The 16,336-nt window shown below is 59.1% G+C and carries 16 protein-coding genes; 6 read left to right on the forward strand and 10 right to left on the reverse strand.

Annotated features, from left to right (window positions below):
• Nucleotides 1–65: 65 nt before the first annotated feature.
• Nucleotides 66–656, reverse strand: coding sequence for a YecA family protein (locus tag HG264_RS01810; protein WP_169406055.1), 591 nt, complete (start codon nt 654–656; stop codon nt 66–68).
• A gap of 263 nt (nt 657–919) precedes the next feature.
• Between HG264_RS01810 and recQ the strand changes: the two genes are divergently transcribed.
• Nucleotides 920–3,055 carry a DNA helicase RecQ gene (gene recQ / locus HG264_RS01815; RefSeq protein ID WP_169406056.1) on the forward strand — a complete coding sequence of 712 codons (2,136 nt, stop codon included), beginning with the start codon at nt 920–922 and terminating at the stop codon, nt 3,053–3,055.
• A gap of 21 nt (nt 3,056–3,076) precedes the next feature.
• Here recQ and HG264_RS01820 read toward each other — a convergent pair whose 3' ends face one another.
• The 4 genes from HG264_RS01820 to HG264_RS01835 all read right to left on the reverse strand — a co-directional run bounded on the left by HG264_RS01820 (nt 3,077) and on the right by HG264_RS01835 (nt 8,218).
• Entirely contained in the window at nt 3,077–5,257 is a 2,181-nt protein-coding gene (locus tag HG264_RS01820; protein WP_169406057.1) for a patatin-like phospholipase family protein, read from the reverse strand.
• Nucleotides 5,258–5,372: 115 nt separating this feature from the next.
• Nucleotides 5,373–6,752: an adenylate/guanylate cyclase domain-containing protein gene (locus tag HG264_RS01825; RefSeq protein ID WP_169406058.1), complete on the reverse strand. Its 1,380-nt coding sequence runs from the start codon at nt 6,750–6,752 to the stop codon at nt 5,373–5,375.
• 467 nt (nt 6,753–7,219) lie between these two features.
• Nucleotides 7,220–7,804 carry an HD domain-containing protein gene (locus HG264_RS01830; protein ID WP_169406059.1) on the reverse strand — a complete coding sequence of 195 codons (585 nt, stop codon included), beginning with the start codon at nt 7,802–7,804 and terminating at the stop codon, nt 7,220–7,222.
• A 78-nt stretch (nt 7,805–7,882) separates the two neighbouring features.
• A complete protein-coding gene (locus HG264_RS01835) occupies nt 7,883–8,218 on the reverse strand; it encodes an Mpo1-like protein (protein WP_169406060.1) in 336 nt (111 codons plus the stop codon).
• Between the two features lie 168 nt (nt 8,219–8,386).
• Here HG264_RS01835 and HG264_RS01840 point away from each other — a divergent pair, with 168 nt between their 5' ends.
• Complete coding sequence (locus HG264_RS01840) at nt 8,387–9,412, forward strand: AraC family transcriptional regulator (protein WP_256663740.1); 1,026 nt, start codon at nt 8,387–8,389, stop codon at nt 9,410–9,412.
• Nucleotides 9,413–9,485: 73 nt separating this feature from the next.
• Nucleotides 9,486–10,049 carry a nitroreductase gene (locus HG264_RS01845; RefSeq protein ID WP_169406061.1) on the forward strand — a complete coding sequence of 188 codons (564 nt, stop codon included), beginning with the start codon at nt 9,486–9,488 and terminating at the stop codon, nt 10,047–10,049.
• A gap of 35 nt (nt 10,050–10,084) precedes the next feature.
• On the opposite strand, the gene HG264_RS01850 is transcribed toward HG264_RS01845, so the two are convergent.
• The 5 genes from HG264_RS01850 to HG264_RS01870 form a co-directional block, all read right to left on the reverse strand.
• Nucleotides 10,085–11,422, reverse strand: a complete 1,338-nt coding sequence (locus HG264_RS01850; protein WP_169406062.1) for a HAMP domain-containing sensor histidine kinase — start codon at nt 11,420–11,422, stop codon at nt 10,085–10,087.
• Between the two features lie 4 nt (nt 11,423–11,426).
• Entirely contained in the window at nt 11,427–11,765 is a 339-nt protein-coding gene (locus tag HG264_RS01855) for a Spy/CpxP family protein refolding chaperone (RefSeq protein WP_169406063.1), read from the reverse strand.
• A gap of 142 nt (nt 11,766–11,907) precedes the next feature.
• On the reverse strand, nt 11,908–12,588 hold the full coding sequence (locus tag HG264_RS01860; protein ID WP_169406064.1) for a response regulator transcription factor: 681 nt from the start codon (nt 12,586–12,588) through the stop codon (nt 11,908–11,910).
• Complete coding sequence (locus tag HG264_RS01865) at nt 12,585–12,986, reverse strand: hypothetical protein (protein ID WP_169406065.1); 402 nt, start codon at nt 12,984–12,986, stop codon at nt 12,585–12,587. The genes HG264_RS01860 and HG264_RS01865 overlap by 4 nt, the downstream gene beginning before the upstream one ends.
• 13 nt (nt 12,987–12,999) lie before the next feature.
• Nucleotides 13,000–13,302 carry a YciI family protein gene (locus tag HG264_RS01870; protein WP_169406066.1) on the reverse strand — a complete coding sequence of 101 codons (303 nt, stop codon included), beginning with the start codon at nt 13,300–13,302 and terminating at the stop codon, nt 13,000–13,002.
• A gap of 107 nt (nt 13,303–13,409) precedes the next feature.
• Between HG264_RS01870 and HG264_RS01875 the strand changes: the two genes are divergently transcribed.
• The 3 genes from HG264_RS01875 (at nt 13,410) to HG264_RS01885 (ending at nt 16,335) form a co-directional block, all read left to right on the forward strand.
• Nucleotides 13,410–14,264: a PHP domain-containing protein gene (locus tag HG264_RS01875; protein ID WP_169406067.1), complete on the forward strand. Its 855-nt coding sequence runs from the start codon at nt 13,410–13,412 to the stop codon at nt 14,262–14,264.
• A gap of 118 nt (nt 14,265–14,382) precedes the next feature.
• Nucleotides 14,383–15,021, forward strand: coding sequence for an L-threonylcarbamoyladenylate synthase (locus HG264_RS01880; protein WP_169406068.1), 639 nt, complete (start codon nt 14,383–14,385; stop codon nt 15,019–15,021).
• A gap of 96 nt (nt 15,022–15,117) precedes the next feature.
• Nucleotides 15,118–16,335: a tryptophan--tRNA ligase gene (locus HG264_RS01885; RefSeq protein WP_178102799.1), complete on the forward strand. Its 1,218-nt coding sequence runs from the start codon at nt 15,118–15,120 to the stop codon at nt 16,333–16,335.
• Nucleotide 16,336 lies beyond the last annotated feature (1 nt).

Raw genomic sequence — 16,336 nt, forward strand, 5'->3', positions numbered from 1 at the left:
GTACCGCCCGTCGGGCGAGCGAAGCAGCGGACGGCGCTGCTTCGTGCACCCGATGCAACCGGCGATCAGTGCCGCGGCGCGAGCAGGGCAGGTTTGGGTTTGTCTTCGGGTGCGTGGAACAACAGGAACAGCTGAGTGAGCACTTCTGGAATGTGCTCCATCATCTCCTCAACCATGTCGTGGTCGCTGGCGATCTCGGCGAATTCAGGCTGGTCATCAAACAGACCCGAGCCGACCATGATCGGTAACAACAGCTCGCTGACAATTTCCTCTTCCTGATCGAACCAGTCTTCTTCGCGCAGGAACACGCCCTCCAGAAAGCCAACGCACCAGCTGCGCAGATCGGAATAATCCGGCTCCTCACCCAGCGATAGCTCGCACGGCGGTTCCAGATCTTCATCGCTGGCCAGTTCCCGGCTGATATGAGCCTTGAGAGCGCGCAGGGTACCTTCGATATCCTGCTTCTGCGCGTCGTTTGTGTAATTGGGCTCTTCGGAAAAAAGCTCGGAAATCCATTCTTCCTCGGAGACCTCGACGGGGCTGATACACAGGGCAGTCAGGAAGCCATGCCCGGCCTGGTAATCGAGCGCTTCGTCGTGAAGATCATCCGCATCCAGAAACTGCTGCAGGCGGTCGAGTTGATCAGCGAAGGACATGGGACACCTCATCATTAATAGTGCTGGCATTGTACTCATGCTACCGCTTAATACCAACGGATTAGCGGTGGTTCGCATTTCGGCACGACCTGGTCGAAAGACTACCGAAGCGGACTCTATCCGATTGTAGGCAATAGCGAAGCTATGGGCTGATATAATCCCGATCCGACAAGCCGCCAGGGCTTGTCGTCTTGTATTGAAAAGGCAATGGCCAGCCGGATTCTGTCGCGGGCGCGACTCGACCGGACGGCCCCGGGAGAAACATGCGCGAGCAAGCGTTGGAGCGGCTGCAGGAAGTCTTCGGTTACGCCGAATTTCGTGGGCAGCAGGCGGATATCATCGATCAGGTAGCACGCGGCGGGGACGCCCTGGTGCTGATGCCCACGGGAGGCGGAAAATCGCTCTGCTACCAGGTTCCGGGCATGTTGCGGGCCGGACTGACGGTGGTGGTCTCACCCTTGATCGCCTTGATGGATGATCAGGTTGCCACGCTCAATGAGCTGGGCCTGAAAGCGGCTGCGCTGAATTCCACACTGGATGAGCAGGCTCAGCGCGATATCGCCAACAGCCTGCGGCGGGGCGAGATGGATTATCTCTATCTGGCCCCCGAACGTTTGCTCAAGCCACGCACGCTCAACTTCCTGCAAAGCCTGAATATCGCCCTGTTCGCAATCGATGAAGCGCACTGCGTATCGCAGTGGGGCCACGACTTCCGCCCGGAATATCTGCAGCTCGGGCAACTGGCCGAACTCTTTCCCGCCGTGCCGCGCATAGCGCTCACTGCGACCGCAGATGAGCGAACCCGGCAGGAAATCCAGCAAAGGCTCAAACTCGAGCAAGCCGCCTGCTTCGTTTCCGGATTCGATCGACCGAACATCTTTTACCGCATCGTTGCAAAGGATAAACCCCGGCAACAATTGTTGAGCTTTCTGTCCGGGCATCGCGGCAATGCCGGAATCGTCTATTGCCTGTCGCGCAAGAAGGTCGAGGACACGGCGCACTGGCTCAGCGAGCAAGGCTGGCCTGCGCTGCCTTACCACGCCGGGTTGTCAGCAGAGCTGCGTGCATTCAACCAGAAGCGCTTTCTCAACGAGGAAGGGCTGATCATGGTGGCGACCATTGCCTTTGGTATGGGGATCGATAAATCCAATGTGCGTTTCGTGGCGCATATGGATCTGCCCAAAAGTATCGAGGCTTACTATCAGGAAACCGGCCGGGCAGGGCGTGACGGGCTCGCCGCCGACGCCTGGATGGCCTATGGGTTGCAGGACGTCTTGACGCTCAACCAGTTCCTGGCCAATTCAGATGGCGACGAACGGCACAAACGCATCGAGCGCCACAAGTTGGACGCTATGCTGGCGCTCTGTGAGATCACCACCTGCCGGCGCAAATCGCTGCTGAGTTACTTCGGTGATCAGCTTGAACAACCCTGTGGCCACTGCGACAACTGTGTTGACGACGTCGCTACCTGGGACGGTAGTGAAGCCGCGCGCATGGCCTTGTCTACCATCTATCGTAGCGGCCAGCGTTATGGCGTCGGCCATCTGGTGGATATTCTGCTGGGCCGCGATAACGAGAAGATTCGCACCGCTGGACATCAGCATCTGTCGACCTACGGCATTGGCAAGCATCTGGCCGAGCAGGAGTGGCGCTCGGTCTTCCGTCAGCTTCTCGCCCGGGGGCTGGCAGAGATCGATCTGGATGGCTTCGGCAGCTTGCGTTTGACCGATGCCTGCCGGCCGCTGCTACGTGGGGAGGAGAGTCTGGCCCTGCGCAAGGATGTCGCCCGTGCGACGCCGTCGCCGGGTCGCTATGCCGACAAGCCGGTAATCGCCGAGGCCGACAAGCCGCTGTGGGAACAACTGCGAGCCCTGCGCAAACGTCTGGCCGAATCCCACGGGGTTCCGCCCTATGTGATTTTCCCTGACTCGACGCTGGTGGATATGCTGCGCCAGCGTCCGGCCTCGCTGCAGGACATGGGCCTGGTCAGCGGGATCGGTTCCCACAAGCTTGAACGCTATGGCGCGGATTTCCTGCAGGTCATGCTAGGCGATACGGACAGGACGCCCGAGGCGCAGAATGCACTGAACAAGGCGCAGGAAGCGCAGGCGTTAGCGTTGGCGGGCATGAGCGCGGAACAGATTGCGCAGCAGCTGGGACAGCCGGTCAAGCAGGTTTACATGCAGTTGGCGCAGGCGATCAGCACCGGTCAGATAGAGCTACATCACGCGATTGATTTACCACCCATGCAACTTCAGCGCATTCAGGATGCATTCCTCAATGAAGCCGAAGAAGACCTGCCGGGTGTGCGGACGCTTGCCAGGCAGTTGGACGAGCCGGTGGACGAGGGCATTCTGCACTGTATTCGTGCAGCGCTGATGCTTGAGATCGCTGGCTAGAAAAAAGCTAGGAGTGGGTTCCTAAAAGGTCTGGCCGAGGCGCATATACAACGCGCTTTCGCCTTCCTGGTTGGAGCCGACGCCAAAGAATAGCGGGCCAAGAAAGGTGTCCAGCCCCAGCAGCAGACTGCCAGCGCCTATGTATCCGGTATCCAGACCGTCCGTATCCTTGTTGTAGATCCGCCCGTATTCAAAGCTGCCGCCAAGGTATATCGGCATGTTTACCGGCAGGAAGGTGGTGGGGTTCAGGCGTCGGTAATACACGAGCCGTGCGAGATTGTAGTTCTGCCCGGCCACACCGCTCTGGCGGAAACCGGAAAACATGCCGGGGCCGCCCAGCAGGAAGCTGCTCTGGGCGATGTCTACGTTGCTGTCCGTACGTCCCAGAAAGCCCCCCAGTTGGAAGCTGTTCGGACCGCTGGCGAACGCTTTGTTATAGCGGAATTCGAATTGCTGATAGCGCGAATCGGCGCCCAGATTCGGCTCCGACTGCCGCCAGACGAGTCGGCCTTCGTCGCCTGAACGCGGGAAATTGACGTTGTCGAGCGTGTCCCGATCAAGCTGCAGTGTGTAGAACCCTTCAGTGAAACTGAAGGAGCGCAGTTCAGGATCGCCCACGCGCACCTTGGCTTCACCCTCGTAGCGGGAGATCCCGAAGCGTACTTCGCCGTGAGTGGAAATCTGCCTGCCGATATTCAGCCCCGCGCCGTAGCGTACCTGACGGTAATCGACCACCGGGTCGCCATCGGAAAGCACCTCGATATTGCGTGCTTCGGCGTCAATGAAGGGCGCAACGAAATAGCGCGACCCGTAATCCAGCGGCTGATAGAACTCGCTGTATACCAGTTGGCGTTCGCCGACCTGCAGCCGCGTCAGCCATTCCGCTCCCAATGGATTCACGCCGTTAACGCGAAAGCTGGCGCCAATGTTGAATTGGCTTCCGCCACGGAAATCGTCTTCCAAGTTGAGCCCCAGCCGCAGATAGTCCGTCCCGGTCTGGCGTCCGGAGGTACGTATCAGCAAGGTATTGCTGTCATCGCCGTGGAGCACTTCGTAGTTGACTCGACTGAAGTAATCGGTGCCATAAATTGTGCCCATGTCCTTTTCCAGGCGCTCGAGATTCAGTGGCTGGCCAATCTCCTGGCGGATCATGTTGCGCACAACCTGATCGGCGACGATTCCGCTGTTCAAGACCTTGATCTCGTCGATCACCGGCCGGCGTTGCGGACGGACCGTCGCCATATTACCGCCCGGCCGGGTCTCGGACGCCGGCGCAGAAAAGGCCAGAACCTCGCTGGTTCCGGTCAGGCTTCGCTCGCCGGCCGCAATAGCATCAGCGACTTCGGCAAAGCTGCTAAAGCCGATATCGCCCAGCTCCGGTTGCAGCAGCAAATCCTGTGGTCCCAGTGTCGCAAGCTGTTCCTGGGTGTTGCGGCGGGTCAACAGGGTGGTGGTCTGGTCCATGATGTCGACAATGGATTCAAGTTCATCTGTCGAGCGTAGCGGGGTACCGATATCCACCACAATGAGGCGATCCACGCCCATCTCGCGGGCAACATCCACCGGCACGTTCTTGGACAGCACGCCGTCGACCAGCAGCCTGCCATCAACTGTTACCGGGGCGAAAAAGCCGGGTATGGCAATGCTTGCGCGAATCGCGAGAGGAAGATGTCCTTCTTCGAAGACTACTGCTTCACCTGTGGCGATATCGGTCGCAACCGCGCGGAAAGGGATCGGCAGCAGATCGAAGTCGTCGATATCGTTGGTGTGAACCAATAGGGTTTCGAGAATCAGACCGAGATTCTGTCCCTGAAGGAAGCCGAGTGGGAAGCTCAGCCGCCCGCGATCAAAGCTCAGACGCTGCTTGACCAGAAAATCGCGGTCGTCCTGTTTACGCCGGAAGGGAATATCCTGGCGCAGGGGGGTGTCGCTCAGCGCGTTCTGCCAGTCAGTCTCCAGTGCGATCTTTTCCAGCTCATCGGCGCTATAGCCTGCTGCGTAAAGTCCGCCGATAACCGCGCCAAGGCTGGTGCCCGCTATCGCATGGATGGGTATGTTCAGTTCTTCCAGCTGCTTCAGCACACCAATGTGCGCCATGCCCCGCGCGCCACCACCCGACAGTACCAGGCCCGTGCGCAATTCCTCGCCATGACTCAGCGGGGTCAGGGCGACCAGGAAAAGAAGGATGAAGCGTTTGAGCATGGTAACGGGGCCTGCATATGAAACTGGATCGCCGCGTATTGTATACGAGCTGTTATAGGACGCGTGAGCTTCTCGGGGAATTCAGATGGAGGTCTCAGAAGCGGGCGGCGCAGATTCAGACGATGACCTTGTCCTTGAGCTTCTGCGCCGCATGTTCGAGTGCCTTGATGACTTCGTCCTTGTCGTAGTTGCGGATATTGGAGGTATCCAGATACATGGAGAAACCGGGAAGCTCATGCTCGACAAAGCTGGGCGCTGCGCCCAGGTCGCGACGTAAGCCAACCACCTGGTAAACCTGTACCGGCTTGGAGAAGCCTTTGACCATTACCTGCCCCTTGTCCCGACACATGACCAGGTCCTTCACCAGTGCCCAGGTCTCGTGTGGTATCAGAATTTCTCCAGCCTCAGCTGCATTCTCCAGCCGGCTCGCCAGGTTCACTTCGCGCCCGATGATGGTGTAGTCCATGCGATTGTCCGCGCCGAAGTTACCGACGGTGCAGTAGCCGGTACTCAGACCCATGCGGATTTCCAGCGGGCGGGTAATGCCCTGGCTGCGCCATTGTTGACGAAGCACCTTCATGTGCTTGCGCATGGCGATCGCCATGGATACTGCTGCCTCGGCGTCCTGCTTCGCACCCTGGGTGGCGGGATCGCCAAAGAACACCATGACGCAGTCACCGATAAATTTATCGATGGTGCCACCGTATTGAAGTGCGATGCGGGACATTTCATTCAGGTAATTATTCAGCAGGTCGGTCAGCGCTTCGGCTTCCATTTCCTCTGCCAGCTCGGTGAATCCGCGGATATCCGAGAAAAACACCGTCAATTTCTTGCGGCGGGTTTCCAGCGTGACCGACTGCTTGCCGGCGAATATCGATTCCCATACCTGGGGCGAGAGGTATTTGGACAGGTTGCTGGCTAACAGGTTGGTTTTTTCCTGCTCGGCGCTGATGACTTTCTGCGCCTGCTCCAGCTTGCGGCCCTGGTGGTAAACGAAGGCTGCAACGATGACCGTGAAGGTCGCCCCGCTGGCCAGGCTGGTGAAATTCACCAGCGCTCCGCTGTAGAGCTCCAGCTGCGGTGAGGTAATGACAGAGGTAACCAATAACCCGACCACGGCCAGCAACCAGCTGGCCAGAAGATACAGCGGCCCGCCAACGATGATGCTGGCGAGGCTCAGCAACATGATGAACACCAGGCTCGGTACGATGTTGAACTGGCACAGCGTGACGAATATGCCTGTATGCAAACCGTCGAGGGCAAGCAGGGCGAGGCGGCTGCGCAACCCCTCGATCCGCCGCAGACGGTCCAGTGCAAGTTGCGCGAGATGCGGGAAGAGCAGCGCGTAAACGGTCACCGAGACATTGAGTGGCGACACGCCGTCTTCGACTGCTATCGCGATAAACGTGATGGCCACGCACAGGTACGCCATGACTCTGGAATAGTAGCCTTCCAAAGGAGGTCTGACAGGTTTCAGGCGTTTGTGCATATTCATCGTCAGCGGTTCCTTGGCCATCACGACGGCCGTGGCTGATCGTATTCTCGAGACGCGTCCGCTAGGGTCTGTTGACGTTTCATCGCGAGCCGCGTTGCTGTGTCAAATGTCGCCAGGCAAGGCGCGGGGCGCAGGTAATGGTTGTTCCCTTGCCAAGTCCCGCAACGTCGCTTGGCGTCATTTGCCGCGCAACCCGAAGGGACGGGTCCCGTTTAGCCCAGAACCGCGTTACTCGTCGCTCATTTGGAACAACCAAATTTCTCTCCTCGCGCCTTGTTCTGCACCAAACGGGCCTCCGTCGCGGCCGCGATGAAACGTCAACAGACCCTAGACGCGGGTCATGTCCCGGCGATCAGCCCGGGGAATATCCCAGGCGGATCATAATATGCAACTGTCTCGGTTGAAAGCCTTTGTCGTGCCGGGGAACGGACGAGGCTGGCGTGTGGGTTGCCAGCCTGTCGGCAGATTCAGGATGCTTCGCGCTCGGTCTTGTAGATCGACTGGCGCGGGCGGGCAAATACTCTGCGCAGCATGGGCTCGAAGAACGCCAGCGGTTCGCTTGCGTAGTCCGGATCGAAGGCGGGCGCATCATACAAGGCGCAGAATTCGGCGGTGCGCTGATAGAGCGGATGGTCCTTGAACTGCTCTCGCAGATGTCGGTCCATGCCCAGATGATGAAAGAAGTAGTAGCCCTGGAATACCCCATGTTTTTCGACCATCCAGAGATTCTCCTCAGAGACGAACGGCTTGAGCATGGCGGCCGCTATATCCGGATGGTTGAACGAGCCAAGGGTGTCGCCGATATCATGCAGCAAAGCGCAGACGACATATTCTTCATCGCGCCCGTCACGGTGCGCCCGGGTTGCGGTCTGCAAGGAATGCTCAAGGCGGTCAATCGGGAACCCGCCAAAATCGCCATCCAGCAGTTTCAGATGCGCCATGATCCGGTCTGGCAGCTCGCGGGCGAAGGACCTGAAATGGCCGGAAATGATATTCCAGTCCTCGGGGGTACCGTCTTGCATGGTGCGGAAGGTGGCGCGTTGTTCATCCATCTCGAAATTCTCCGGGGGCTCGTTTTAGCTGATCATAGGTGCCCGGCTACAAGTCGGACTGTCGCGCTGTGGACAATCTCAGAAACGGATGCGTCCGGTGAGAGCGTCCCGTAGCATCACCCAGTCACCCATGAAACTGTAGAGAGGGTATTCGAAGGTGGCGGGTCTGTTCTTCTCAAAAAAGAAGTGTCCTACCCAGGCGAAACCATAACCGGCGACAGGCAACAGCAGCAGCAATCCCCAACTCTCGCTGACCAGCGCATAGATCAAAATAGCCAGGACCAGTAGACTGCCAACGTAGTGCAGGCGGCGGCTGGTATCGTTGCTGTGTTCGCTGAGATAGAACGGGTAGAACTCGGCGAAAGAATTGAAGCGTTTGGGTTGCGCGGTGGAGTCAGTGCCTGGCTGGTGCATGAAGATGCCTCTTGTTATGGTCGCGGGCTGGCTGTCAGTCTAACGGTGCACGGCACGCTTTGTATGACCATTCAGGCCAAAGCCCTGCCCCTGGTTCGCATTCTCGCGCCGTTCACTACGATTGCGCTACTCCGTGTTTTACCTCAATCCGTCTGATCAGGAGCGACATTGCTGACCGTTGAGCGAACCACATCTTCAAGCTGGGCCCATGCCATCGTCGACGCGCTGGCGTTGAGCGGAATGGACGGACGCGGCCTGCTTGCCGAACTGGGCCTCGATAGCGCCCTGCTGGACGATCCCGACGCGCGCATCCCCCAGGACCAGATGACACGGTTGTGGCAACTGGCGGTATCGCGTTCCGGTGATCCTGCCATCGGGCTGAACATGGCCAGGATAGTCCGTCCCGCTCACTTCAACGTTGTCGGCTATGCCCTGATGTCCAGCAGCACCCTGGGCGAAGCGTTTGGCAGACTGGTGCGTTACCAGCGCATCCTTGGCGAGGCAGCCGCGCTCGACTTGCAGATCAGGCCTGACAGTTACGCGCTGGTGGTTTCGATACACGGCGACCGTTTACCGGTCTCAAGGCAGAGCCATGACGCAGCGCTTGCCTATGCACTGGCGTTCTGTCGCTGGATGACAGGTCGGGACATCGTTCCGTTGAAAGCGTGTTTTGCCTATCCTGAGCCCGCCGATGTCAGTGCTTACCAGCAAGTGTTCGCATGCCCGTTGGTGTTCGACGCAGGCGTTTATAGTCTGAGTTTTTCCCGCGATGTGATCGAACAGCCGCTGGCCACTGCCAATCTGGAGTTGGCGCGGATACATGATCGTCTGGCCACCGAATACCTGGCACGCTTCGACGACTCACGGATAAGTCATCTGGCACGCCAGGCCTTGTGTCGGCTCTTGCCGCAGGGCGAACCGAAGCGTCAGGCCGTGGCCAGCGCGCTGCATATGAGCACCCGCACCCTGCAGCGTCGGCTGCAGGAGGAGGGCAACAGCTTTCAGCAGTTGCTGGACGAAACGCGGCGTGAACTGTCCCAGCAGTACCTGGTGCAACCGAACCTGACCTTGCTGGAGATTGCCTATCTGCTCGGCTTCGCTGATCCAAGCAATTTCTTTCGTGCCTTCAAGCGCTGGTTCGGAATGCCGCCGGGGCAGTACAGGGCGCGTCAGCTGGAAGAGGATGAGTTGTGAATGCTATGTCAAGGCAGGCAATGATAATCAGCGTCGGTCAGCCAACCGACAATCAGACCGAGGTAACGAATCGATGGACGCGTTAAAGGCATTGCATGAGCGAGTATCGGTACCGCGGCTTACGGGGCCGGTACCCACCGCTGCTCAACGTGATGCCCTGTTCAAGGCAGCCCTGCGCGCGCCGGATCACGCCTACTTGCGACCCTGGCGATTCCTTGTGCTGGAAGGCGAAGGGCTTGAGCGGCTTGGGGAATTGTTCGGGCGGGCCGCCCTGGCACAAACCGAAGATCTTTCGCCGGACACCCTGGCGCGCTATCAGGGGCTGCCATTACGCGCGCCGTTGATGATTATTGCGATAGGGCGCCATATCGAGCATCCGAAAGTGCCCGCTATCGAACAGGACCTGTCCTGCGGTGTTGCAGTAGGCAATATGTTGGTCGCTGCGCATGCAATGGGACTGGGAGCGGTATGGCGAACGGGCGATCTGGCTTACGATCCGATCGTGCGGGAGGGGCTGGGTGTGGCGGACAATGAACTGATCGCAGCCTTCCTCTATGTCGGACACCCCGCCGGCATGCGCAAAAGCGTTCCACAGCTGGAGGTCGACGAGTTTTTCCGCGCCTGGCCAGAAGCCTAGGCGCCCCATCCGCAGGGGCGGGGCCGGCCGAAACGCTACAATCCCTGGGTCTGTGGGTTCTTGTCTAGCTCGATGATTGCAATGAAACCGTCGCCCTGTCGGTTGCTGAACGATAGCGTGCCGGCATGCCGGGCAACGGCTCTTCGTGCAATGGCGAGGCCCAGACCGTGTCCACTGTCGGCGGGTTGTTCCGGTACGCGCACAAAGGGCTCTCCCAGTTGTTCCAGCCATCCTTCGTGCACGCCTGGTCCCTGATCCTCGACGCTGATCCGGTAGCTGCGGCGTGTTGTCTCCAGGCGTACCCGGATGACGCCATCGGCTGGCGAAAATCGCAACGCGTTGCGCAGCAGGTTATCCAGCGCCGCCGCCAACTGTTCCGGCCAGCCGCGCAACGTCGCATGCGTATGCCCGTCGATCTCCAGCGTCTGCTGGCCGTGGGCTGCGAAGCGTGCATCTTCCACCACGTCATTGACCATCCAGTCGAGATCAAACTGCTCGGGGGGCAAATCCTGCGTATCGAGCCGACTCAGCGTGAGAATGTCATCGATCAGCCGGTCAACGCGCGTGCATTCCTTGTCCAGCCGTTGCCATAACGGATCATCCGGACGCAGTTCCTGCTTGCTGCCAATGGCCAGACCAAGACGCATACGGGCCAGCGGCGAGCGCAGCTCATGGGAAATGTCGCGCATCAGTTGACGCTGACTATCCAGCAGGCTCTGAACGCGGTCGCCCATGGTCTGGAACCGTCGTGCCAGGTCGCCGATCTCGTCACGGCGCTGTCCTATATGTTCCAGCGTGCTGGCATCGAATCGTCCTTTCGCCAATTGCTGTGCCGCTTGGCCCAGACGCTGCAAGGGCGCCGTCAGATAACGGCTGAGGGCGAGGCTGATGAATGCCAGAACGGCCATCGCCAGGGTGATATTGGCGATCAGCGCAAACGGAGTGCGTTGCCAGCGAAATAACTCCGGCGCCGGTATGTTCAGCGTGAGTTGGTAGTCAGCAGCGCTTGAATTCCAGGCCAGCTGAAAGATGCGGCCATGGCGAAAGCGCGTGGGTGGTTGTTGCCCTGGCGTGGATGTTTCGAACCGGGGCAGGGCGGGCAGGGTCCCGGGGAGCAGGCTTCTTCCCTGATCGTCGTAGAGCTGAGCCCGTAAACGGTGCTCCTGGCGCTGCGTCTCGAGCCAGTGCTGTGCAGCAGCGGGTCCTTGCTGCTCATAGGTGCCGACCAGTTGCTCGGCGAAGTCGCGAAGTTGGGGGTGAAACTGCAGCAGGAGCCAGTCCTGCTGCAGTGCGCGGCTGACCAGAAATCCCGAGCCTCCGACCAGTAGCGTGGCGAGCCAGAGAACTGCAAAGACCTTCCAGAACAGCCGCATCTATTTAGTTATTCTCCGACTTCATCGACTTTTTGTCGCCGTGCATTTTCTTCATTTTTTCGCGATTCTCCTTGTGAAACTCCTCGAAACGCTGGCGCTGTTCATCGTTCAGCACTTCATCCATGCGCTCCTTGGATTCCTCATGAATCTCGCGGTGCTTTTCCATCTGTTCTTTCTTGATCTCGCGAAACTGCTCCTGCTGCTCAGGCGTCAGATCAAGCCTTTCACTCAGCCGGTCCATGTATCGATCCTTGTGTTCGCCGCCTTTGTCCGAGCCGGCAAACGCTGAGCCTGACAGGCCGATGGTGATTGCGGTGACGCTGGCCAGTAATAGGTTTTTCATGGGTGTATCTCCCGATGCAGTGAATGGCCTGGTGGCCGGTAGAACAAGTGTAGGAGATAAGCTGTCAGCCAAAGCCCGGAGTGGGTAAAGGATGTGTAAAGAAATCTGGCCTCGCTTTGCAGCAATCTGACATTTGCTTAGGTCAGCTATACAGGTAGCCGCGACCGCGTATCGACTGGATGCGTGGGCGCCCGTCGGGGTGCATGCCCAGCTTGCGCCGCAGATTGCTCATATGCATGTCGAGGCTGCGATCATACGGGCCAAGTGGCTTGCCAAGGGCCTCGCGAGAGAGCGTCTGGCGATCGATCAGTTGGCCGTTGCGTTCGAGGAGCGTACGCAGGATGAGCGCTTCTGTCTGCGTCAGCGGCAAAGGCTGCTCGTTCTGCCAGGCCATGAGGCTGGCGGTATCGAGGCGGATATCATCTACCAGCAGACTGTGATTTTCCGGCGCAGCTGTCTGGCTTCGCCGCAACAGCGCGCGCAAGCGCGCGACCAGTTCCCGCGGGTCGCATGGCTTGGGCAGGTAATCATCGGCGCCGAGTTCAAGCCCCAGTATGCGGTCTACAGGCTCGCCCCGGGCGCTGAGCATCAGCAGGGGGGTGTTGCAGCTCTGGCGCAAAGCGCGGAGCACTTCCAGGCCAGTCATGCCCGGGAGCATGACGTCCAGAATGATTGCCTCGAAGCTTTGGCTGCGCGCCATCTCAAGGCCGCCAGACCCGTCGTGAGCGCAGCTCATGTGGAAGCCTTCGGCAGACAGCCAGTCGACGAGCAACTCGCACAGCTCCTTGTCGTCGTCGATGATGAGGATCGAATGCTCGCTCAATTCAACCACTCTCTGCGTCTGCGGCCTCCGCCTGCCTTGCCTGCGAGAAAACCGAGCAAAAGACTGCCGGCGACGGTTGCGCCGCCAATCAAGAACCACTTCTGACGCTGTTCTTCCATCAGGGCGACGGCTTGCAGGTCAATATCGTTGCGTTCGGCACGCAGTGCCCGATTTTCCTGTTCCAGTTGCTCCAGCTGCTGATGCGCGCCGGTGGCCAATTCATCGGCCAGGCGCTGACGCTCAGCTTCGATGCGGGCCAGCTCGGCCTGCAATACGCCCAGATCCTGCTCGCTGGTAGCTGCCTCGCTGTCTTCGACCTCGGCTGCCTCCTGTGCAAAGGTTGAAACGGGGAAACTCAGGCAGCACAGCAATAGCGCAGCCGGTAAAGATCTCGGCATGTCAGACTCCTTGTCAGGCCGGCAATACGGGTTTGAATGGTTTTACGGTCACCTGCTGGTATACCCCTGCGGCAACATAAGGATCGTCCTGGGCCCAGGCTTCAGCCGCCTGCAATGATTCGAATTCGGCGATAACCAGGCTCCCGGTGAAACCCGCTGGCCCCGGATCGTTCGAATCAATCGCCGGATGAGGACCGGCAACCAGCAGACGGCCGCCAGCCTGCAATTGCTGTAGCCGCTCCAGGTGAGCAGGCCGCGCAGTGAGGCGAGCCTCAAGCGTCCCAGGGAAATCGCTGGCGAGGATGGCGTAGAACATGAATGGTCCCTGCATGATTTCAAAGAAAGGTAACTTATGCCATTACATTAGGCGTTGTCAGTGTCCGGGACGCATAATAGCCGAATTATTCTGCACTGGAGATCGATTTGCTAGCCGACCTGCACATGCACAGTACTGCTTCCGATGGCAGTCTTGAGCCCGCCGAGTTGATGCGTCGGGCAGCGGCCTCCGGCATCGAGCTGGTAGCACTGACAGATCATGACTGTCTCGATGGCCAACAGGTTGCCCGGGACACGGCCGAGTCGCTGGGGATGCAATGGGTGTCCGGCGTTGAGCTCTCTGCGCAGTGGCAGGGCCATACCTTGCACATTCTGGGGTATGGCTTCGATCCCCAGTCGCCCGGGTTGGTGGAGGCGATCAACAGGGTGCAGGAAGGGCGCTGGCGGCGCGCCGAGCAGATTGCGCAGCGTCTGGCTGGCAAGAACATGCCGGGGGCGCTTGAAGGCGCGTTGGAAATACAGCGCAGCGCTGGCGCCGAGCTGCACAGCCCGCCGGCCCGGCCGCATTTTGCCGACTGGATGGTGAAGGCCGGACATGTGCGTGACCGTGCTGAAGCCTTTCGCAAGTGGCTCGGAGCCGGAAAGTTGGGCGATATCAAGCAGCACTGGCCTGAACTGGCCGAAGCGATTGAACCGCTGCGCGCCGCCGGCGGGGTCGCGGTCATGGCGCACCCCTGGCATTACGGATTTACTCGCTCTCGTCTGCGCCGGTTACTGCGTGATTTTGCCGAGGCGGGCGGCAGAGGAATCGAAGTGGTTAACGGCAAACAGCCACCGGAGCAAGTGGCCTATCTGGCCAAGCTAAGCATCGAGTTCGGGTTCTTTGCCAGCTGTGGCAGCGACTTCCATCATCCGGACTCGCCCTGGATGGCGCTCGGCAAGATGACGGCGATGCCCGACGATTGCACGCCGGTGTGGGCTGACCCGCTGTTTTGCCGCTAAAATGCAGGCAAAACAACCCGGGCACTCGCTGAACCTGGATCGTGGCTAGCGTCATACCGGTAACATTGACAGCTGCTGCATTTCGGCGAAACGCCCGACATATCGACAGGACAGTACCGTGAGCCAGTATTTCCAGATTCATCCCGAGAATCCGCAGGTCAGGCTGGTGCGCCAGGCGGCTGAAATTATCCGTCAGGGCGGGGTAATTGCCTATCCCACTGATTCTGCTTATGCGTTAGGTTGTCATCTTGGCGACAAGGACGCACTGGAACGTATCCGGCGGCTCCGCCAGCTGGATGACAAGCACAACTTCACCCTTGTCTGCCGGGATCTCTCCGAGCTGGGGGTTTATGCAAAGGTCGATAACGGCGTATTCCGCCTGTTGAAGGCCAATACGCCCGGTCCTTATACCTTCATTCTCAATGCCACCAACGAAGTGCCGCGCCGCTTGTTGCATCCCAAGCGTCGTACGATCGGCCTGCGTATTCCGAATCATCGCATTACCCTGGCGCTGCTCGAGGAGCTGGGCGAACCGCTCATGAGCGTAACTCTTATGCTGCCTGGCGATAACCTGCCATTGACCGATCCGGAGATGATCCGCGATCGCCTCGGAAAGCAAATTGATCTGATCATTGATGGCGGTGCCTGCACGGTCGAGCCCACCACGGTAGTCAGCTTGCTGGACGGTGACATGGACGTTCGCCGGGTGGGTCTCGGCGACCCGGAACCCTTCGGTGGTAGTCGTGGTTCTGAGTGAGCAGGGCAGCACGAATCGGCGGCAATACGCGTATAATTTCGCCTGTTTCGTTATTGCATGACCATATGAAATCCCATCCTATATCAGGAGTTCCCCTTGAGTTCTGTTGAATCCCAGCGCCGTGTGTTGTCTGGAATGCGTCCCACCGGCCGTTTGCACCTCGGCCACTATCACGGTGTATTGAAGAACTGGGTCAAGCTTCAGCATGAGTACGAATGTTTTTTCTTTGCTGCTGACTGGCATGCGCTGACCACGCATTACGAAACACCGCGGGATATCGAGCAGAGTATCTGGGACATGATGGTCGATTGGCTGGCGGCAGGCGTCAGTGGCAACTCGGCAACGCTGTTTGTTCAGTCCCAGGTGCCCGAGCACGCAGAACTGCACTTGCTGCTTTCAATGGTCACGCCCGTCAGCTGGCTTGAGCGAATCCCCACCTACAAGGATCAACAGGAACGGCTGCGCGATCTCGATCTGGCTACTTACGGCTTCCTGGGTTATCCGCTGCTGCAGAGTGCCGATATTCTGATCTATCGCGCCGGACAGGTCCCGGTGGGCGCGGATCAGGTTTCGCATGTCGAGTTTACCCGCGAGGTCGCGCGTCGCTTCAATCACCTATATGGCAAGGAAGTCGGCTTTGCCGAGAAAGCCGAAGCGGCCGTTCACAAGATGGGCAAAAAGGCGGCAAGGTTATACGGGAGCTTGCGCCGCGCTTATCAGGAACAAGGCGACACCGAGGCGCTGGAAACCGCGCGAGCACTGCTCAAGGAGCAGCAGAACATTACTCTTGGTGACAAGGAGCGGTTGTTCGGTTACCTGGAAGGGGGCGGCAAGGTGATCCTGCCCGAACCTCAGGAGTTGCTCACACCGGATTCGAAAATGCCGGGGTTGGACGGGCACAAGATGTCCAAGTCGTATGGCAATACCATCACTCTGCGCGATACAACGGACGAAATCGCCGAGAAAATTCGCCGCATGCCGACCGATCCTGCCCGTGTGCGCCGCAACGATCCCGGTGAGCCCGAGATCTGTCCGCTGTATCAGTTCCATAAGGTCTACAACGATGACTCCACCCGTGACTGGGTTCAGCAGGGGTGCCGCAGCGCAGGCATCGGTTGTCTCGAGTGCAAACAACCGGTGATCGATGCCATAGCTGCCGAGCTCGAGCCGATGCAGCAGCGCGCCACCGAGTATGAATCCAATCCCGACGCGGTTCGCCTGATCATCAGCGAAGGCACCGAGCGGGCTCGGGACGCGGCCCGCGATACGCTCACCGAAGTGCGTCAGGCCATGGGCCTGCAATATCGCCAGTAAC

Origin of the sequence: Pseudomonas sp. gcc21, from assembly GCF_012844345.1 — a bacterium.
GTDB lineage: Bacteria > Pseudomonadota > Gammaproteobacteria > Pseudomonadales > Pseudomonadaceae > Halopseudomonas.